The sequence below is a fragment of the Labrenzia sp. PHM005 genome, from assembly GCF_006517275.1.
Classification (GTDB): Bacteria; Pseudomonadota; Alphaproteobacteria; order Rhizobiales; family Stappiaceae; genus Roseibium.
This window is the reverse complement of record NZ_CP041191.1, coordinates 1,558,281-1,577,733: the sequence shown is the minus strand read 5'-3', so window position 1 is coordinate 1,577,733 and position 19,453 is coordinate 1,558,281. Positions and strand designations below refer to the sequence as shown.

15 protein-coding genes are annotated in these 19,453 nt (G+C 53.2%); 6 read left to right on the top strand and 9 right to left on the bottom strand.

Going from position 1 to position 19,453, the window contains the following annotated elements; genetic code table 11:
* Window positions 1-84: 84 nt before the first annotated feature.
* From FJ695_RS07175 to FJ695_RS07165, 3 genes are all read right to left on the bottom strand, one after another.
* Window positions 85-2,751: a TRAP transporter large permease subunit gene (locus tag FJ695_RS07175; protein ID WP_141184797.1), complete on the bottom strand. Its 2,667-nt coding sequence runs from the start codon at window positions 2,749-2,751 to the stop codon at window positions 85-87.
* 21 nt (window positions 2,752-2,772) lie between these two features.
* Window positions 2,773-3,807, bottom strand: a complete 1,035-nt coding sequence (locus tag FJ695_RS07170) for a TRAP transporter small permease subunit (protein ID WP_141184796.1) — start codon at window positions 3,805-3,807, stop codon at window positions 2,773-2,775.
* Window positions 3,808-3,889: 82 nt separating this feature from the next.
* On the bottom strand, window positions 3,890-4,990 hold the full coding sequence (locus FJ695_RS07165; protein WP_141184795.1) for a TRAP transporter substrate-binding protein: 1,101 nt from the start codon (window positions 4,988-4,990) through the stop codon (window positions 3,890-3,892).
* Window positions 4,991-5,178: 188 nt separating this feature from the next.
* Here FJ695_RS07165 and FJ695_RS07160 point away from each other — a divergent pair, with 188 nt between their 5' ends.
* From FJ695_RS07160 to FJ695_RS07150, 3 genes are all read left to right on the top strand, one after another.
* Window positions 5,179-6,540: a cache domain-containing protein gene (locus FJ695_RS07160; RefSeq protein WP_141184794.1), complete on the top strand. Its 1,362-nt coding sequence runs from the start codon at window positions 5,179-5,181 to the stop codon at window positions 6,538-6,540.
* Between the two features lie 7 nt (window positions 6,541-6,547).
* A complete protein-coding gene (locus FJ695_RS07155; RefSeq protein WP_141184793.1) occupies window positions 6,548-7,216 on the top strand; it encodes a response regulator transcription factor in 669 nt (222 codons plus the stop codon).
* A 69-nt stretch (window positions 7,217-7,285) separates the two neighbouring features.
* Complete coding sequence (locus tag FJ695_RS07150; RefSeq protein ID WP_141184792.1) at window positions 7,286-8,044, top strand: gamma-glutamyl-gamma-aminobutyrate hydrolase family protein; 759 nt, start codon at window positions 7,286-7,288, stop codon at window positions 8,042-8,044.
* Between the two features lie 27 nt (window positions 8,045-8,071).
* Here the strand turns inward: FJ695_RS07150 and FJ695_RS07145 are convergent, their stop codons facing one another.
* Window positions 8,072-9,994 carry a DUF1007 family protein gene (locus FJ695_RS07145; RefSeq protein WP_141184791.1) on the bottom strand — a complete coding sequence of 641 codons (1,923 nt, stop codon included), beginning with the start codon at window positions 9,992-9,994 and terminating at the stop codon, window positions 8,072-8,074.
* Between the two features lie 283 nt (window positions 9,995-10,277).
* On the opposite strand from FJ695_RS07145, the gene FJ695_RS07140 reads away from it, so the two are divergent.
* Window positions 10,278-11,351, top strand: coding sequence for a Glu/Leu/Phe/Val dehydrogenase dimerization domain-containing protein (locus tag FJ695_RS07140; protein WP_141184790.1), 1,074 nt, complete (start codon window positions 10,278-10,280; stop codon window positions 11,349-11,351).
* A gap of 66 nt (window positions 11,352-11,417) precedes the next feature.
* Here the strand turns inward: FJ695_RS07140 and FJ695_RS07135 are convergent, their stop codons facing one another.
* The 5 genes from FJ695_RS07135 to FJ695_RS07115 form a co-directional block, all read right to left on the bottom strand.
* Window positions 11,418-11,957 carry a TetR/AcrR family transcriptional regulator gene (locus tag FJ695_RS07135; RefSeq protein WP_141184789.1) on the bottom strand — a complete coding sequence of 180 codons (540 nt, stop codon included), beginning with the start codon at window positions 11,955-11,957 and terminating at the stop codon, window positions 11,418-11,420.
* 117 nt (window positions 11,958-12,074) lie between these two features.
* Complete coding sequence (locus FJ695_RS07130; RefSeq protein ID WP_141184788.1) at window positions 12,075-12,983, bottom strand: LysR family transcriptional regulator; 909 nt, start codon at window positions 12,981-12,983, stop codon at window positions 12,075-12,077.
* A 64-nt stretch (window positions 12,984-13,047) separates the two neighbouring features.
* Entirely contained in the window at window positions 13,048-13,542 is a 495-nt protein-coding gene (locus tag FJ695_RS07125; protein ID WP_209010955.1) for a DUF2937 family protein, read from the bottom strand.
* Between the two features lie 68 nt (window positions 13,543-13,610).
* Window positions 13,611-14,588 (bottom strand): WD40 repeat domain-containing protein, encoded by a 978-nt coding sequence (locus FJ695_RS07120; protein ID WP_141184786.1) that lies wholly within the window; start codon window positions 14,586-14,588, stop codon window positions 13,611-13,613.
* 9 nt (window positions 14,589-14,597) lie between these two features.
* Window positions 14,598-15,659: a GTP-binding protein gene (locus FJ695_RS07115; RefSeq protein WP_141184785.1), complete on the bottom strand. Its 1,062-nt coding sequence runs from the start codon at window positions 15,657-15,659 to the stop codon at window positions 14,598-14,600.
* 238 nt (window positions 15,660-15,897) lie between these two features.
* Here FJ695_RS07115 and FJ695_RS07110 point away from each other — a divergent pair, with 238 nt between their 5' ends.
* On the top strand, window positions 15,898-17,088 hold the full coding sequence (locus tag FJ695_RS07110; RefSeq protein WP_141184784.1) for a pyridoxal phosphate-dependent aminotransferase: 1,191 nt from the start codon (window positions 15,898-15,900) through the stop codon (window positions 17,086-17,088).
* A gap of 136 nt (window positions 17,089-17,224) precedes the next feature.
* Complete coding sequence (locus FJ695_RS07105) at window positions 17,225-19,393, top strand: diguanylate cyclase (protein WP_141184783.1); 2,169 nt, start codon at window positions 17,225-17,227, stop codon at window positions 19,391-19,393.
* Window positions 19,394-19,453 lie beyond the last annotated feature (60 nt).

The following is a 19,453-nucleotide window of genomic DNA, read 5'->3' as shown; positions in this document are numbered from 1 at the left end:
TCGCCGAGTAAATTCGGCAAAGAAGCTCACTGGAAAAAGCAGATAGAAAAAAGGGCGGGAGATTTGATTCCCGCCCTTTTGTTTTTAGAAGCTTAGAGAGATGTCTCTGTGTCCGGAGAGGCAGCTGGCAACATCAAGCGCCATATCATTTGGCAAGCGCCTTTGCTGGCGTAGGCCAATGCTGTCGATGATGGCTCCGTCATAGCTTTGCAAAGCCGGAAGAATTTCCGCTGCCGCCTTCCGGCGCCACTCAAGATCTTCCTTCAGCGCTGCAATCGAAACGTCTACCTTGGCAATTGCTTCCTCGGCATTCGGAGTTTTGCTGCGCATGATTTTGCGAGCGTCCGACAGGCCTTTGCGGATATCACTCGTGCCTTCGGCTTCACCGACTTTGGAGCGCAATGCGGCGATCGCATCGACGGCCGCTTTTGGCTCAAGCTGCGGAATCTCAGTTTTCAGAGCTTCCATGTCGGCTTCGAATGAGGCGACCTTGTCCGCATCCAGAAGAATCGCCTTCAACTCCAGGATTGGCTCATAAGCCTGATCCACAGTTCGGCGATAAGTCTGCCTTGCCTTTGTTTCAGCTTTCTGGATCGTTGAGAACTTCCCATAAATATCCTCCCATTCGGCAGGAATTTGGGCAAGCAAAGCATCCCGTTCTGCGGTCAACCCGTCGATTTTTGCCTGAGCACGATCGCCTTGAGCTTGGGTGTAGATACCGTTGTCACCTGACCGCCGAACCACGACTTCAAGCTCAGCGATATGCTCGTCTACCCGCCGGGCGTCCCGCTCTAGCGCACGCACTTCTCTATGAACCGGGCGATAGTCGCCGGCAGCAGCGTTCACAGCTTCTTCCGCACTGCGGATTTCTTTCATCAAAGGCAGAGCCTCACGAGCTTTTTCAAAGCCCTTGGCCATATCCTTTTGAATATCCTTCGGCAGATAACTCATATCGACACTTTCTGCCTTGTCGATCGCCGCAAGAATGCTGCTGCCATTTTGCTGGAAATCCTCATAGACAAGGGTTTCCATGCAGTACTGCAGACGCGGATTTTTCGGCGGCGGTGCCGTCTCAGACAGAAGCGTTGAGCGGTTCGGCAGATAGTTCACCAGCTGCGGATAAAGACCGACAATGGCCAGCGCGATCAGCTGCAGACCAATAAAGGCAATCACGCCCTTATACATATCGATTGTTTTCACCACGGCAGGCGCGACACCACGCAGATAGAACAACGCAAAGCCGAAAGGTGGCGTCAAGAAGGAGGTCTGAATGTTCAGACCGATCATGACACCGAGCCACACAGCGGTCACGTTTGCCGACGGATCCGCCAGAAGAATCGGCGCGACAATCGGCACAACAACCACGGCAATCTCGATGAAATCGAGGAAGAAGCCGAGGATGAAGATCACCAACATAACAATCAGGAACTGAGCCCAGAACCCACCAGGCAGCCCTTGCAAAAACTCCTTGACCAGCTCTTCACCGCCAAAGGCGCGGAAGGCCGAGGTCAGCATGGCCGCGCCAAGCAGAATGATGAAGACTAGCGACGTTGTCTTGGCCGTCTCAACCATGACACCGCGCAGCGTGTCTTCCAGCTTCAACGTCCGCCAACCCGACCAGAAGATGGCGATCATCAGCAGCGATACTGCAATGACCGCAAGCACAAGTCCGAGCAAGTCCTGGCTGGTTTGGATCAGCTTGATGTTTACTGCACCGATGAAGCTGATCACCACTGCAAGGCCGAGTAAGGCAATAATCCCGATGATGGCGGGCGTATAGGCGCCCTTTTCGCCGTCCCGCAGGCGATAACCTGCCATGATCATGGCACCAACCGCGCCGATCGCACCAGCCTGGTTAACGGTAGCGATACCGGCAATGATCGACCCCAGAACCAGGAAGATCAATGACAGCGGCGGCACCAGCGTGATGACGACTTTAACGGCGAATTTGCGAGTGAACGTTCCCTCTTCATGAACAGCCGGCGCTGCTTTCGGGTTCATCAAAGCAAAGCCAAGGATGAACAACATGTAGAGACCGACAAGCACCAAACCTGGCAGGAATGCGCCAAGGAACATCTCGCCGGCACTGGTAGAAACCACAGAGAAATCGGACGGCATGGAAAGCTCGCCCGTATTCGCTTTATAGAGCGACTGACGCAAAGACCCGGCCTGATCCACCGCGCTTGCCAACTGGTCGGCAAGAATGATGAGAACAATGGATGGCGGAATGATCTGGCCCAATGTGCCAGATGCGGCAATCGTACCTGTTGCCAAAGGCACCGAATAATTGTTCCGCAGCATGGCCGGCAGCGAGATGAGGCCCATCGCCACCACAGTCGCACCAACAATACCTGTGGTCGCTGCAAGAAGAGCTCCCACGAAGACAACCGAAATCCCAAGGCCGCCTGGAACAGGACCGAACAGACGCGCCATGGTCACCAGCAGATCTTCAGCGATTTTCGAGCGCTGAAGCATAATGCCCATGAACACGAACAGTGGAATGGCGATCAGCGTGTCTCGTTCAGCTTCCCAGTAAATACCGCGGAAGTTGGTGACCCCTGCACTCAACCACTGGCCAGCGCTGCCGTGGGAGAAGTAAGCATCAGCTCCGGTGCCAAACAAGGCGCCAGCACCGGCAGCAATACCGATTGTGAGGATTGCAGACCCTGGCAAAGCGAAGGCCACCGGAAAACCGGACCCGAGCGCAAACGCCATTAGGACGACAAGAAGAAGAAGGAAAAAGAGTTCCATATCGAGCGGTCTCGTCAGGCGTTATTGAATTGTATGGCTGTCATGGTCCCGTCCTCCAGGCTCGCCACGGATATCGGCGATCGCATCGAGAAAATAGGACACAAACTGAACCATCATTGTTACGGCGAAGACCCCAAGAAAGCCTGCCATGAGATATTTCACATAGAGGCCAAACCCTGCCTGGGTCACTTCGTAACTGATGATCGGGCTGTTGATGATGTTTTGCTTGCCGCCCATTCCGATGATCAGAATGGTGGCGCAAAGCCCCATGCCAAGAACAACAGAACCAACGGCATTCACATAACCTTTGGTCTTGGCTGCCATGCCCGCATAGAAGACATCAACGCGTACATGTCCTTCTTCGAGCAGAGTGTAGGCACTGGCAAACAGGAACAGAGCGGCATACCAAAAGCGGACAAGGTCAGCCAGAAACGCTTGTTCGTAAGAAAACACGAACCGGCCGATCACGATAAGAAGCTCAGCCACAACCACCAGCAAGGCAAGCCAGGTAAAGCCGAGAGTTCGGGTAAAGGCGGCAATGACTACCGACAATCCGATCAACGGCATATGCACATAGGCGCCACGGAACCTGGATTTCCCAAGATCTTCCGCCAAGGTGTCGCCGACAACACTCGCCAGCCAGCCTTCCACACGAAGAAAAGAAATCGCAGCATCGACCAATCCGACAATCAGGACTGCGAAGAAGGCAGCCCGGATTAGATAGGTATTGATATTGCTGATGCGGATGCTGTCTTCACGCAGTGTCTTGCCGGTTCGGAACACATAGGACGCGGCATAAGCCACTAAGGCAACATACAGTGCCAGCTGCAACCAGGACCAGAACATCGGAGCCGAGCCGTTGGCCACCCCGCCAAAAATCGGTGCGACACCCGGAAGGTCTTGCCAGTAGGTCAGATAGTTGTTGAGCAGAAACGCAGCCATCAGAGCTAAAACTGTCCAAGCGAACAGCCGGAATATCCGCCCGCTTTCCGCAGAATATGCGTAAGCGGAATCAGTGGCGTGCGACCCGTCTTGAACGTTGTCCAAGGCCGTCATCGTAGCGCTGCCTTTATGTTTTATTCGTCAGATACAAAAAGAGGGACGGAATTGCTTCCGTCCCTCTGTGAAGTCCGCAGACTTACGAGCCGATCCCAAGCACGCGGTTACGCTTGTTGCTGTAAGCGATATCGGAGATCGACATCCAGCTGCCGATTTCCTGACGTGCGTTGATGTTAGCTTCGAAGATCTTCTTAGCAAGCGGGGAATGATCCATCGCTTCTTCGAGGACTTCCTGAGCAGCTTCACCGAAGGCGTCATAGATTTCGTCGTTGAATTCACGCAGCTCTACACCGTGCTCATCAACAAGACGCTTCAGGTACTGACCGTTGTTGGCGTTGGTTTCAGCCATGGTGCGTGCGTTTTCTTCATTACACGCAGCCTGGATGATTGCCTGGTCTGTCTTGGACAGACCATCCCACCATGCTTTGTTCATGCCCATTGCAAGCTGTGCGCCCGGCTCGTGCATACCCGGCCAGTAGTAGTACTTGGCCGCTTCATAGAACTTCATGAAGTAGTCGTTGAACGGACCAACCCACTCGGTAGCATCGATCGCGCCGGAGACGAGGTTTTCGTAGATCTGGCCGCCTGGCAAGGACACCGGAGATGCGCCGAGTTTCGCCAGAACGTCACCGCCCTGACCCGGGATACGCATCTTCAGACCTTTCAGGTCGTCAGCAGATTCGATTTCCTTGTTGAACCAGCCACCCATCTGAACGCCAGTGTTACCACAGGCAAAGTTCTTCAGGCCAAATTCGCCAGCGATTTCATCCCACAGTTCCTGGCCGCCGCCATACTTAATCCAGGCGTCCATTTCAGTGTAGGTCAAGCCGAACGGAATAGCGGTGAACGCAGCCCAACCCGGGTGCTTACCTTTCCAGTAGTAGTCGGCAGCGATGTAAGCTTGAGCATTGCCGGATGCGACTTCGTCAAACGAGTCAAAGGCACCAACGCGCTCACCAGCAGCAAAATACTGAACATTAATGCGGCCATCTGTGAGCTCACCAATACGAGCTGCCAGACGCTGTGCCGGAATACCCAGACCCGGGAAATCGCGCGGCCAGGTGGACACAATCACCATATCTTGTGTGCCCTGCGCGATCGCCGGAGCAGCAAGAGCCGAGCCAGCAGCAATACCACCGGCGCCAAGACCAGCTTTTTTGATAAACGAACGACGATCCATTAGTTTCCTCCCTAAACGGACCTGATATCGGACCGGAATACACCCTTGCACCGATCTCGCCGTATGTCTAGTTGACCTCACGGCACCGGCGCTATTCGTGGTTCTGCGCAACTTCTCGGTAGTATTACTGAGACTCGCGCAAGAGATTCGAAATCTGCTGGATATTTGAGCAACTTAAGGACGAGACTTTGACTTTTAAAACAAAATTGCTGCTCATCACTATCCTGCCCCTTATCGCCGTTTCCATCCTGATCGGCAGCGTGACTTACTACCATTCAAGGACGCTGATCGATGCGCAAACCGAAGCTGTCGAAAAACGGATCCTCGCCTCGAAACGGCAGGAAATTCGCAACTATGTCAGCCTGGCGCTGACGTCCATCGAAGAGATTTATGAGAACCAACCGGGTGGACGCATGGTAGCTCAAGATGAGGTCATGCGGATCTTAAGAAACCTGACCTTTGACTATGACGGCTATTTCTTTGCCTATACGCTGGACGGCACCAGCATTGTTCATCCGAAGCTGCCCCATCTCGTCGGCGGCAACTGGTGGGATCTTCAGGACGATAACGGCGACTATGTCATCCGCAACCTCATCAATGCGGCAAAGAACGGCGGCGGCTTTCACCGCTATGTTTGGCATAAGCCTTCAACCGGGACGGTGGAAGAAAAACTCGGCTATGCCATTTTGCTCGATAAGTGGAACTGGGTTCTGGGCACCGGCCTTTATACCGATGATATTGCCAAGGAAGTTGCCGCCATCCGGGCCGATTTTGCCCGAAGTATCCGGCAAACCTTGTTTGTAATTTTCCTGATCACTCTTGCTGCCATCATCATTGCCGGCACGCTGATTGCGGGCGTACGCTTTTCAGAACAGCGTTTTGCAGACACCCGATTGAAGGCCCTGACGAACCGGATCTTGCAGGTTCAGGAACAAGAACGAAAACGCGTTTCGACCGAGCTTCACGACAGTATTTCCCAACTGCTTGTGTCTGTTCGTTATGGCGTTGAGATGATCCACAGCGAAGCCAACCAAAATGCGGAACTGCAGGCGCAGGCTGCCAAATGCCTCACCATTTTGGACGGCACCATCACTGAGGTCAGGCGTATCTCCAGAGACCTCAGGCCAAGCGTTCTGGATGACATGGGGTTGGCTGCAGCCCTTGGCAGCCTTGGCAAGGAGTTCCAGATGCAATCGGGCATTACCGTAAATGTCGAAGCCGAACGTTGTCACACCCGGCTGTCTGAAGGGGCTAAAACTGCGCTTTATCGGGTCGTCCAAGAATGTATGACCAATGTGGCACGTCATGCTGAGGCTGATGAAGTCAGTATTTCTCTGTCAGTCGGCCCGAATACGCTTGATCTTTGCGTCGAAGATGACGGCATCGGCCTGCCCCAACCCTTGCCACGCGGCGGCGGCCTCGGGTTTCGGAACATGCGGGAACGCATCGAAACCTATGGCGGGCAGCTTTCCTTGGGCCGGGGCAAAACTGGCGGGACACGGATAGAAGTGGAAATGCCTCTCGACAACGCCACGGCAAAAGCGGCATGATACCAATATGACCGCTCATTCACGTCAAATCGAACCAGCCGTAAAACCAATCAAAGTGTTGCTGGCCGATGATCATGAACTTGTCCGTGACGGCATCCGGGCACGGCTGCTCAAAGTGCCCGAAATTGAGATCGTTGGCGAAGCGACGAATGGCAAAGAAGCTTTGGATCTATCATTGGAGCTCCAGCCAGATGTCCTTTTGATGGATATCTCCATGCCAGTGATGAATGGATTGGAGGCTGCATCCGAAATCCGCAGGTCCGCGCCACAAATCGCTGTTTTGATTCTGTCGGTCTACGACAACTCAGAATATGTGCGCGGCGTGGTTCAAGCTGGTGCTCGCGGTTACATCTTAAAGGACATCTCAGCGACTGAGATGATAACGGCGATTTCGAGTGTTGCCTCCGGGGGGTATTATTTCTCCTCGGCCGTCGGTCCGACTCTCGTCGGCACACCAAGCTCAACTCCCATTGAAGATCCATATGGTCTCACGGACCGGGAACGGCAGGTGCTCACCGCCATTGCAAAGGGGCAACCAAACAAAGAGGTCGCCAGGGAATTGGGCATCAGTGTCCGGACGGTGGAGTCCCACCGGCTGAACCTCCGGGAGAAAGTTGGCAACAAAAACGCCGCCCAGCTTTATAAAGTAGCGCAAGATCTTGGATTGCTTGATTGACCGGCTACCGGTAACTATTTCTCAGAACAATCTGGTCCATCTTTCTATTCAACCGCTTAGGGTCGTCACATGTCCAAACCGCTGGTTCTTGTCACCGCCGATGTCAAATCCATCGATGGCTTCAACTGGCATGCCGTGATCTCAACCTACCTTCAAGCTGTATTGAAAGGTGCCGATGCCATTCCGATGATCCTGCCGGCGCTTGGTGCGGATTTGGATCTGGACGCAGCGCTCGACAATGTGGATGGTGTCTTGGTCACCGGGTCTCGCTCAAACGTCAATCCGCAGCTTTATGGCCAAGAACCGACCGAAGCGAATGGCCCGTATGATCCGGATAGGGATGCAACAACGCTCCCGCTGATAAAACGTGCGGTCGATCGGGGTGTCCCGGTCTTTGCGATTTGCCGTGGCATGCAGGAGCTCAACGTTGCCTGTGGCGGTACGCTTCTGACAGAGGTCCAAGACATTGAAGGTCGTCAGGATCACCGTCCGCCGACGTCAGACAGTCAGGACGAACGGTTCCAGATCGCGCACACTGTTGAAATCAATCCGGGCGGTCCGCTGGAAACAGTTCTTGGGACCGAGCCCTTTGAGGTGAATTCGCTGCACCGGCAGGCGGTCGGAGACCTTGGCAAGGGATTGGCCATCGAAGCCAAGGCCGAAGACGGCACGATAGAAGCGATGACTGTGAAAGATGCTCCAGGTTATGTGCTGGCAACCCAATGGCATCCGGAATATTGGGTGATGACTGACGGTCCGTCGAAGAAGCTGTTTGAGGCCTTTGGCGATGCGGTGAGAACCTACAGGACAAAAAGACTGGCTCTGTAGCCGCCAGTCCTTCTGAATGTTTCTTGATTAGCCCCAGCCGACCGCAGCAATCAATAGGGTCGCGCCGAGCAGAAAGACGACCGCGGCTCCGGTAATCTCGATCGTGCGGTGTATTTTGACAGCTGTCGGGCTGCCCTCCCCAAACAGGCGGATTGCCAATTCCTTGGCCGAAACAGCAAGGCCGGCCAGCAAGGAAACCGTGATCCCGGTCCCAACGGCCATGGCCAAAGTCGACGCAACTCCGGCAGCAATCATGCCTTGAGATAAAGCAAAAACCAGAACAACCAAGGCGCCTGTACACGGCCGCAATCCAACCGCCAGGATAATCGAAGCCGCTTTGGCAGCCGTGATTTCTCCTTGAAGCATATCCGGTGTTGGCGCATGCGCGTGACCGCATGTTGAGCACACGCCGTCCGGCCCGATAGTATGATCGTGATCATGATGATGGTGATGGTGATGGTGATGGTGATGGTGATGACCGTGGTCATGGTCATGCGCGTGTCCATGATGATGGTGACCGGCTCCATGAGCGCCTGCGAACGCCAATGCGCCATTACCACTGCGACTGGCAATGGTGGCAAGAAGCGGCTTTGCGGCCTTCTGCCACAAAAGCCAAGCGCCCAGCGCGGTAATCAAGATGTAAGAGCCGATTTCAAACCAGCGCGCTGTGTCTTGAATGGCAATGCTGGTGAGATTGAACACAACAGCAAGACCGCCAACCAGCACAATCGCGGTCACCGCCTGCGCAAACGCTGAGGCAAATGAAAGGACGATACCTTTTTTCAATGTCTCGTTGTTGGCAACCACATAGGACGTAATGATCGCCTTGCCATGCCCAGGACCGGCCGCATGGAACACGCCATAAGCGAAGGACAGTCCGACCAGAAGCCAGAACGCATTTGGATTGTTGCGGAAAGACCGCAAGCTGGCGACAAGTTTTTGATAAAAATCCTTCTGCGTCTGGGCAATTGACCCGAAGACTCGATCCATAAGGCTCGGCTCAATAACGATTGTTTGCTGGGTGTTCTGGAGGACTTCCTCGCTTCGTGAGGTCGCGGCGCTGCCAACACCTTGGGAAACGAGCGTCTCTACGGCGGCAACAGAGGTCTCTGGGACTGTTTCCGTTGACGTGCTCTGCGTGCCAGTTGAGGTATCAGCTGCTGAAAGCACACCGTCTTCTGCAGAAGCTGCAGCAGCAGATGCGCAAGTGACGATCATCTGATTGATCTGGGATGCGGCAGCTGACTGCAGCTCCGGCGGTAAATCACGCTGATCTGGGCCAATTTGAGCGAGTGCATAAGCGGTTGCGTCGTCCAGCGGCGGCGGCTCCTTGCGGGTGATCTGACAGGCCGCTGGGGCGTTTACTGTTGCCAGCGCGCTGTCTTCACGGCCAAAGCGGAAGTCAACATAATAGGTCGGATCATAGACATCGAGGGTAATCGGCGCCGTCGCATCACTTGGATCTTTGAGTGGCAACACGAAATGCAATTCCAGGAGATCAACATCCTGTGGCGCTGTGCCGCCATTCATCTCAATGTCTTCCTGGATTGCCTCAAAGTCCTGCGGTTTCATCACCCAATAGTCTTTTAAGGAAACAGTTGCGACCTCAAGCCAGTATTCCGTCGGCGTTCCAAAATCGAGTTCGACACGCGTATTGTCCCCGAAAGTGAAATAGCCGAAGTCAGCCATACTCTCGATATTGACGTCGGCCAGTTCCGCAAGCTCCTCACGCGAATAGACCCCGTCCTGGTTCTTGTCGAACCCCTGGATGGCAAAGGCTGAAAATGCATCATCAAATCTGAAGATATGCCGGACGGCGACGGCCTCGCCCTGATCATTGAAGACCAACGACGACCGCGCCTCAACAAAGACATGCGGGTGCGCCTGTACGGCTACGACGCCCAGGGCGGCAAACCAGAACACTGCGCACAAAACTCTAAAAAAGGTCATCCAATCCCCATTTGCGCTACCGCTTTGCTGGCGCACATCATACTGCCATTCGTCCGATTTCCATCTAATCCGGCAATTATTTTTGTCACCGGAGAAGGCGGCGATAAAATGGCCCGAGACGTTCGCAGACGCAAAACTTCTGAAAAATTATTTTCACGCACAAACGTGTTTTTTGAGAATATTCAAACCTGCTTTTCTGGTCAATTGAGCAAGATAGACATCACATTCCGGCTTTTTTGTCTAAAATATATCCAACAACAACTGTTATAGAGTTGAGCCGATCATGAACGCTATGCACACCTCAATCCATCATTCGGCGGTCTTTGACCATCCGGAGATGGATGGCCATGAAAATATCGTTTTCGCTCAAGACCATCAGACGGGCCTGAAAGCCATCATCGCAGTCCACGATACGACACTTGGACCCGCATTGGGTGGATGCCGGGTATGGCCGTATGATTCGCCCTATGATGCACTGAATGACGCGCTCCGGCTGTCCCGCGGAATGACCTACAAGAACTCTCTTGCCGGTCTGCCGCTTGGCGGCGGCAAAGCGGTTATCATTGCAGATCCACGCAAGGACAAATCGGTAGACCTGATGGAGGCTTTCGGTCGCCATGTCGACCGCCTTTCCGGTACTTACATCACCGCCGAAGATGTTGGTGTTTCGCCCGATGATATGGAGGCTGTGGCCCGCTTCACTGATCATGTTCGCGGAACCAAAGCGACCGGTCTGGGCGATCCCTCCCCGTATACAGCGCTAGGCGTCTTTGAGGGCATCAAGGCATCTGTCGCGCATGTATTCGGCAGTGCTGATCTGACGGGTCGGACCATTTCGGTTCAAGGGCTTGGTCATGTCGGATATGATGTTGCCCGCCAGCTGCATGAAGCAGGTGCGAAGCTGATTGTGTCCGACATTCACGCACCTGCCGTGCTCAAAGCTATAGAAGCGTTTGGCGCGACAGCAGTGGACCCAGCGGAAGCGCATATGATTGAAGCGGATGTCTTTACGCCTTGCGCCTTGGGTGCAGGCCTCAATTCGCGCACCATTCCGCACATCCAAGCGAAAATTGTTGCTGGCGCGGCAAACAATCAGCTGCAAACCCCGGCTGATGGCATTGCCCTCAAGAAGCGAGGCATCCTTTATGCGCCGGACTACGCCATCAACGCAGGTGGCGTCATTTCCATCACACAGGTTGAACCAGGCGGCAATGATACCGTGGTCTGTGAGAAGACCATTGCAATCGGCAAAACCCTGTCTCAGATTTTTGTCCGGGCAGAGCGCGAGAATTCCACACCAGAGCAAATCGCAGATAAAATGGCAGAAGAACGTTTGGCAGCTGCCAGAAAGGCGTGATCAGACAGCCGGTTTATTAAATCTCAAAAGGCGGGAAACTCCCGCCTTTTTCTTTCCAAGATTTCCTTAAGAAAGCCGGCTCTCATTGGAGCGCCTAAACATTTCGCGCACCAAGGTTTTTGCGTCTTCAACAGCAGTCTCACCCAATTCTGCATAGGACGCAGTCACACCCTCGTGGAGCAGGTAGAGAGTCGACGCAAACTCCATCTTACCGCTGAGTTCACCAAAAAACGTGAGAAGTTCCGATTTGTGCCGTTTCACAGTCTCAGCGATCTCACCGCTATCTGGATTGGCCGCAAGAGCTTGCCGGAAGAAACATTCCTTTCCTTCGGTCATCCGCATCCATCCGCCCAATTTGTCAAACAGCTGCTCAGCCGCTCTGATTCCAGGCTCATCAACGCCCTCATGGACATAGCGCATGTAGCGCTGGTGCCGGAATTCCAGCGCCCCCAAAATCATCGCCTCACGCGATGGAAAATACCGGTAGAGGGTGCGCATGCTGACACCGACGCCGGCACGCAAATCGGGAACACTAGGTTCGGCAAAACCCCGGCTCCAGAAGACCTGCTCTAATCCGGCAGCGATGTTTTCCTTAGCGTCACTCATAATTCGAATGTGAGCGTGAACTCTTCTGCAATCAAGAAAAACTTGCAGAGGCAACTGATACTTTTCACAGGGTTCAACATGAATTTTTTGTTATTGCTCATCAAACCCTTAAAAAGACTACGCTTCAACTTGCAGCTTTCTTCTTGCAGCATACCAGTCGACCAGAAAATCCACGAAGGCGCGGACCTTCACAGTCAAATGGCGACGATGCGGGTACACCGCATAAATACCTTTCAACGGTTCTTCGTAATCCTGAAGAACGACCAGTAGGCGGCCATCCTCAATATAGTCCGAAACAAAAAACAGCGGTGTTCTAATGAACCCGAGCCCCAAAACGGCCGCCTCGCAGACGGCTGCCGCACTATTGACCTCCAAAGGGCCGTTCACCGTAACAACTTGACGTTCGCCATGAACATCGAACACCCAGTTTTGCTTGTAGCGGTAATTGGTATCGATGATGCACGGACGATTTGCCAGATCTGCTGGGGTATTCGGCACCCCAAATTTCTCCAGAGCTTCAGGGCTGGCACAAACCACGGTCTGGAACGGGGCAATTTTGCGGGCAATAAGACTGGAATCTTCCAATTGCGTTACCCGTACCGCAACATCAAACCCTTCTTCGACCAAATCGACGAAGCGGTCTTCGAGCCTCAAGTCCAGAACCACATCCGGATGTTTGGCCAGAAACTCCATCATGGCCGAATTTAGTAACTTATCGCCCATGGACCTTGGCGCCGATACGCGCAACCGGCCGCGAATTTCATGATGAGATGATTGCACCGACGCCTGCAGGTCGTCGATCCGCAGCAAGATCTCTGAAGCTTCCTTGTAATAGGATTCACCGACCTCGGTCAGCGACACCTGGCGTGTGGTGCGGTTCAAAAGGCGGACGCCGAGTTCATCCTCAAGCTCGCTGACATATTTGGATACCAACGCCTTTGAGCGCCCCATGTCCCGGGCTGCAGCCGAAAATCCCTTTGAATCAACCACCTGAATAAAACAACGCATCCGCGTTAAGGCATCCATCCAACAAAGTCTCCAACTTATTTAAGGTGCCACCAACACCGGCTGTTTAATAATCAACCACAACTCAGCTCACGGCCCTACGGCGCGTCATACGCAAAATACTCGACAAAAACCATATGATTAGAAATCCACCGGCAGCGCCAATTCCTGCGCTGACCAATCCAGCGGGAGTGACCGGTATTGCTGGCACATAGTCTTCAGCAGTTGCTTGTGTCAGATCACGGTCTGGGCTTTTGAGCAGAATCAGTATCCTCTCAAAAGACCCTGCTGCTTCAAAGTCGGCCTTTTGAGATCTTAGATTGGTCAAGCGTAGATCAGCTGTTTCCATACTGACACCTCTCGCCTGAATGAAGGGGTCGCTAGACGTTTTCTGGCGGGCAATCGCTTCTGGCACTGTCAGACCAAACGTCTCAGCGTCGTCTTTAAAATCGGCAAGCACCTGCTCGAGTGCATCAATGGCGCCACCAAGGCGCTGCCGGTACTGCTGCGCGAATTCAGGCAATTGGGACGTAAGCGTCCCGCTGGCCAGCATCGTCACCACCATGAAGATCCGCAGCATCGCTATCACTCCCCATTATGGCGTTGCCGCCCGTCAGCCTTTATCTCTCTTACCTCAACGAAGCGAACTTAGTCCTGCAAAGAAATCAGACCGGCTTCGCTCATTTCCGTCCCGAAAGCCAAGCGCAAGCCCGCAGCATCCCAACCCAAACTTGACACCGGATGCCCACCAGGCCGGCGCAATAAAACTTCGGCATTGTCTTCAAAACGGCTCATCATGATCATGCCGTCCTGATACCCGAGTGCGACCACGTCTTCTTTCGGATGACAGGCAACGGCAGTCACCATGGCGTCCCCTCTGGTGCCCAACTGCAACGGCGCTTGACCCATAGGCCCGGTCTTTCCAAAGAATGGCCACAGGATCGCAGCATTGGCACCGGATGTTGCAAGATACCGGCCTTTGACTGACCAGCTGAAGGATTTCACTTTCGCCGGATATCCAGTCATGCGCATGTCCTGCGTGTCGGACAAGCGCCAGCCGTGAAGGGCATTTTCCTGCATCGCCGTGACCAGGTATTTGCCGTCCGGAGAAAAACTGATGCCGAGATGTGCGCCTTTCCAGGTCAAGTTAACCGGATCGCCATCGGTTCCGGCCCACCAGAGGGTCGCCCCATCATAGCGGGACACGGCAAGGCGCATGCCCTTGGGGGCAAACGCAAGCCCGCCAACGGCCCGATCATGAGCGAATTCCTTTTCCCGCCCGTCTGCAAGACGCACCCAGGCTGTCCGCCCACTTGCAAAGGCAACCGCACCATTCGGTCCGCAGGCGATGAGGTCAATCCATTTGCGCGGGCGCTCGGCAACAAGGTCTGACGACCCATCCGGCGACGACAAATATATCGCGCCATCATCTCCCGAGGTCACCAAAACCTTGTCATCAAGGGACTGCTCAACTGCAAGCACCCCGCTTTTATGAGGGCTTAGCCGTTGCCCGCCGTTCTCAAGGAAGAGAATTTCGCCCTCTCCACTTACAAAATATGGTGTTTCACCCAAAAAGCCGGCGCGGACGACAAAGCCGTCCACGTCTATCGGAGCAACGGTTGGCAAAGTCAGCTCCTATTCAGCGGCACAAGATTGGAAGTTGGCTTTCAGGACGTCCCAATTGAGATCGCGTCCAATAAAGACAAGCCGGCTTTCTCTAGGCTCATCATCTTTCCAATCACGCTGATGATCACCTTCGACAATCATGTGCACGCCTTGGATGACATACCGCTGCGGGTCTCCTTTGAACGCAAGAATACCTTTCATGCGCAAAATGTTCGGGCCCTGCACCTGGGTCACCTGGTTGATCCAGGGAAAGAACATTTCGGGATCAAGGTCTCCAGCAGTCAACGAGATGCTTTTGACGGAGTGTTTATCCTCATGGTCATGATGGTGATGATCATGTCCATGGCCATCTCCATGATGATGGTGATCATGATCGCAATCATCGCTGCACTCATGAGCGTGGTGCCCATGTTCCAGAAAATGCGGATCAAGCGACAAGATCCGATCCAGATCGAAAGCACCCCGATCGAGCACCTTGGCAATCTCAATGCCGCAGCGCTCGCTGTAATGAAGGATCGCATATGGATTGATCGAGCGGATACGCGTTTCGACCGCTGTCAATTCTTCAGCTGAAACAAGGTCAGTTTTATTGATCAGGATGACGTCGGCGAAAGCAACCTGATCTTCAGCTTCCTGCGTGTCTTCCAGACGCTGCAAAACGTGGCGGGCATCCACCACCGCAACCACAGCATCCAGCTTGGCAGCGGCGCGAACGTCATCATCCATGAAAAACGTTTGAGCGACCGGCGCAGGATCGGCAACGCCAGTGGTCTCAACGATAATCGCGTCAAAGGCGCCCTTGCGTTTCATCAAGTTTTGAACAGTGCGGATCAGATCGCCGCGGACCGTGCAGCAAATGCACCCGTTGTTCATTTCGAAAATTTCTTCATCCGACTCGACCAAAAGGTCGTTGTCGATGCCGACTTCACCGAATTCATTGACGATCACCGCATAGCGCTGGCCATGATTTTCGGTCAGAATCCGGTTGAGCAAAGTCGTTTTGCCGGCTCCCAAATATCCTGTCAAAACGGTCACCGGGATCTGAGCCGGTGTCTCCTGGGTCGCAGACATTGCGTATCTTCCTGGAAATCTTGAAATTGAGCGGGTTCAAAAGAACCACGGGCGTTACGCTCATATAATCACATCCCGTCCGAAATGGGAGAGCGGAGAACCGTTTTTCCTTCGTCAGCCCACACCGCATTATAAAACGAATGAGGCGAACCGCATTTGCTTCCTCCGGCCTGTTCCAACCCGATGGACGTGGTATCACTCCGATTGGCTTGGGGATCAAAGAGCGGAGGGGCACGTCATGATAACAATTTCAGGCTTTGACCGGATTGGCGAAGAGAATGCTTTTGCGGTTCTGGCCCGCGCAACCCAATTGGCGTCTCAAGGCCACGACATCATTAATCTTGGCATTGGCCAACCGGATTTCAAAACACCGGATCACATAGTCGAAGCTGCGGTAAAGGCGCTCCGCGATGGTCATCACGGTTATACGCCAGCAACCGGCATTGCCCCTTTGCGCGAAGCGGTTTCGGCCGATCTCCTGAAACGCCATGGCGTTGAAACCAATCCAGATGAGGTGGTGATCGTGCCTGGCGGCAAGGTCACCATGTTCATGGCGATTTTGATGTTTGGAGAACCGGGAGTTGATATCCTGTATCCGGATCCCGGCTTCCCCATTTATCGGTCCATGATCGAGTTTACTGGCGCCCGGCCGGTCCCAGTTCCAATCCGAGAGGAGAACAACTTCGCTTTTTCAGCCGAAGAAACCTTATCGCTAATGACGGACAAAACCCGCCTTTTGATCCTCAATTCACCAGCAAATCCGACCGGGGGAATTACACCGCGCTCCGAGATCGAAAAACTGGTCAACGGCCTGGAAGCCTATCCGGAAGCTGCAATCCTGTCGGACGAAATCTATTCCCAAATGACTTATGACGGGATGGAACATGTTTCCCTGCTAACTTTCCCATCAATCCGTGACCGGCTGATCTTGCTGGATGGCTGGTCCAAGACCTATGCCATGACCGGTTGGCGCCTTGGTTTTTCACTTTGGCCGGACCAATTGATCGACAAAGCGCGAAAGCTTGCGGTGAATGCCTGGTCCTGCGTCAACGCACCAGCACAATACGCTGCTCTTGCCGCCCTGAGCGGCCCACAAGATGCCGTTTTGGAAATGGTTGAGGAATTTGACCGGCGTAGAAAAGTGGTCGTCGATGGATTGAACGCAATTGACGGTATCTCCTGCAAAACACCACTTGGTGCCTTTTATGCCTACCCAAACATCAAAAATACTGGATGGAAAGCCAAGAAACTCGCCTCTGCACTGCTTGAAGACGCTGGAGTTGCTGTCATTGGCGGGCCGGACTTTGGTGTCCTTGGAGAAGGATATATCCGGCTAAGCTACGCGAACTCAACGGCAAACATTAACACCGCACTTGACAGAGTAAGGACATTTCTCGGAACCAACAAAGAAAAACAAACATCCCTATAACTACTTATGTCATCTAAATGATTAGGATTACATTTACCTTAGAATATCCAAAATTACCCTGCGTACCCTTTTATTAAACCTTTAGATCTTTCAATGTCACCCATGCTCTATGCGAAGCACGATGGTGGGATTTGAAATGGCAGAGAATATCGCCCTGAATCTTGAGCAATCCTTTGGTGAACTCAACGATTGCGTTGTGGTTACCGATCGGAACCGTAAGATCCTCTTTGTCAACAAGGCACTAGAGGATTTATTAAAAGTCAGCCGGGACGATCTGATCGGTACAACGACTGAAAACTTTTTTGCCGATAAGTCAAAGTTTGAAGAACTGGGAGAACTCTACAACTCTCCCAACGAACAACGGCATCGCAAGGCATATTCTTTCGATATGATAACCGGAGAGGGTGATTTGATCCCCGTCGAAGTGGTCAGCGCACCGCTGTTTGACGCGGACCATCAATTGACCGGTATTTTGTTCTTTGCCCGTGATCAATCGGAACGGATTGCGCTCGAAACCCGTGCCAAGGATATTGCTCAAACACTCGAAGACGCTCTGGAGGCAATCTCAGAAGGCTTTGCCATCTATGACACTGAAGACAAGTTAGTCATTTGCAACGATAATTACCGGGAAATATATGCCCCTTCCGCCCCGGCTATGTATCCGGGCAACGATTTTGAGGCGATCTTGCGCTATGGTTTGGAGCGAGACCAATATGATACCGGTTCTCTCAGCAAGGAAGAATGGTTGGCCAACCGTCTGGACCACCACAAATCGGCCGACGGGAGCGTAATAGAGCAATCCCTTAGTGACGGGCGCTGGCTACGGATTTCAGAAACCAAAACACGCAACGGTGGCACTGCGGGTATACGCGCAGATATCACTGAAATGAAGACGGCCAAAGCGCAGGCGGAATCGGCGTACCGGGATCTTTCACTCATTGCAGACATCATATCTTGCTCAATCACCGAAGTTGACCTTGATGGCAGATGTGTCTTCATAAACAAAAAAGGCTGTGAATGGTTTGATGGTACTCTGGAAGAGTTGGTCGGAACGCGGCTGCGAGAGCGCCTTTCCTGGAAGGAACGCGAGCAAGTCCGACATTGTTTCCAGAAATCGTATGGCGGCCAGAGGGCTTCGGAAGAAATCTGTTTCCATTTCCCTGACGGCATAACCCGCGAATGCCAATTCGAATCCAATCCGCGATATGACGAAGCCGGAAACGTTTGCGGCCTCGTGGTCATGATTGTCGACATTACCGACAAGAAAAAGACAGAACGCACGCTCGCCGAGCTCTATGCCATCACCTCAACAAACGAGCTCTGCTATGAAGACAAGATTGCCGAGATCCTCCGCCTTGGATGCGAGCATTTGGACTTGCCGTGCGGCATCATCAGTCATGTGATCGATGATCACTACTCAGTTACACACGCTCATTGCTTGGGCAGCGAACTGGAACCCGGCATGACCTTCCCACTTGCAGATACCTATTGCACTTTGACCCTACAAGCAGATCGTCCGCTGGCCACTACGCATGCATCACAATCTGAATTTTCAAAACACCCTTGTTACCAGGCCTTTAAGTTAGAAACATACATAGGCGCGCCGTTGCTGGTAGACGGTGAGGTTTATGGAACAATCAATTTTAATGCCCCGGAAAGAAGGAAACGTCCTTTCACCGCGGCAGACATCCAGATCACCCGGCAATTTGCGGATTGGGTCGGCCATGAAATCGCCCGTGACCGCGATCACAATGCTCTGATGCAGGCCAAAGTCAATCTGGAACGTATTGCCAGCGTTGACGACTTGACCGGCATTCTCAACCGCCGGGCTTTCCTGGAAGCAGCCAACAAGGAAATTCAACGTTTCCGCAGGTCAAAGCGGCCATTTACTGCGGTTATGATTGACATCGATAACTTCAAACTGATCAATGATCGCAATGGCCATTCGGTAGGGGATGAGGTGCTAGAGAAATTCACCAGCATCATCGGAAGCGCGCTCCGAACTGTCGATGTTTTCGGCCGGGTCGGCGGCGAAGAGTTCTGCATGATCTTGCACAACACATCGATGGAAGAGGCGATGCTGGTGTCGGAACGCTTACGCGAAAAAATTGTCAACGAATGCCAATTCGACGATATCGAACAAACCATCACCTGCAGTATGGGACTTGCTGTAGTGGTCCGTGAAGACGTTGAGTTTTCAACCCTGATGCAAAGGGCCGACATGGCGCTCTACAACGCCAAATCAACCGGCCGGAACAAGTGCGTCGAATACAGTTCAGGTCTGGACGTTATCTTCGCCGACTGATCCTATCGAGTTGATCCAAACAAACCAAAAGCGGCTGCCAGGTTTGGCAGCCGCTTTTGG

Excerpts from the sequence above, each read along its gene's own strand:
- FJ695_RS07175 (WP_141184797.1), bottom strand. The coding sequence starts at position 2,751 with ATGGAACTCTTTTTCCTTCTTCTTCTTGTCGTCCTAATGGCGTTTGCG.
- FJ695_RS07170 (WP_141184796.1), bottom strand. The coding sequence starts at position 3,807 with ATGACGGCCTTGGACAACGTTCAAGACGGGTCGCACGCCACTGATTCC.
- FJ695_RS07165 (WP_141184795.1), bottom strand. The coding sequence starts at position 4,990 with ATGGATCGTCGTTCGTTTATCAAAAAAGCTGGTCTTGGCGCCGGTGGT.
- FJ695_RS07155 (WP_141184793.1), top strand. The coding sequence starts at position 6,548 with ATGACCGCTCATTCACGTCAAATCGAACCAGCCGTAAAACCAATCAAA.
- FJ695_RS07150 (WP_141184792.1), top strand. The coding sequence starts at position 7,286 with ATGTCCAAACCGCTGGTTCTTGTCACCGCCGATGTCAAATCCATCGAT.
- FJ695_RS07145 (WP_141184791.1), bottom strand. The coding sequence starts at position 9,994 with ATGACCTTTTTTAGAGTTTTGTGCGCAGTGTTCTGGTTTGCCGCCCTG.
- FJ695_RS07140 (WP_141184790.1), top strand. The coding sequence starts at position 10,278 with ATGAACGCTATGCACACCTCAATCCATCATTCGGCGGTCTTTGACCAT.
- FJ695_RS07135 (WP_141184789.1), bottom strand. The coding sequence starts at position 11,957 with ATGAGTGACGCTAAGGAAAACATCGCTGCCGGATTAGAGCAGGTCTTC.
- FJ695_RS07130 (WP_141184788.1), bottom strand. The coding sequence starts at position 12,983 with ATGGATGCCTTAACGCGGATGCGTTGTTTTATTCAGGTGGTTGATTCA.
- FJ695_RS07125 (WP_209010955.1), bottom strand. The coding sequence starts at position 13,542 with ATGCTGCGGATCTTCATGGTGGTGACGATGCTGGCCAGCGGGACGCTT.
- FJ695_RS07115 (WP_141184785.1), bottom strand. The coding sequence starts at position 15,659 with ATGTCTGCGACCCAGGAGACACCGGCTCAGATCCCGGTGACCGTTTTG.
- FJ695_RS07110 (WP_141184784.1), top strand. The coding sequence starts at position 15,898 with ATGATAACAATTTCAGGCTTTGACCGGATTGGCGAAGAGAATGCTTTT.
- FJ695_RS07105 (WP_141184783.1), top strand. The coding sequence starts at position 17,225 with ATGGCAGAGAATATCGCCCTGAATCTTGAGCAATCCTTTGGTGAACTC.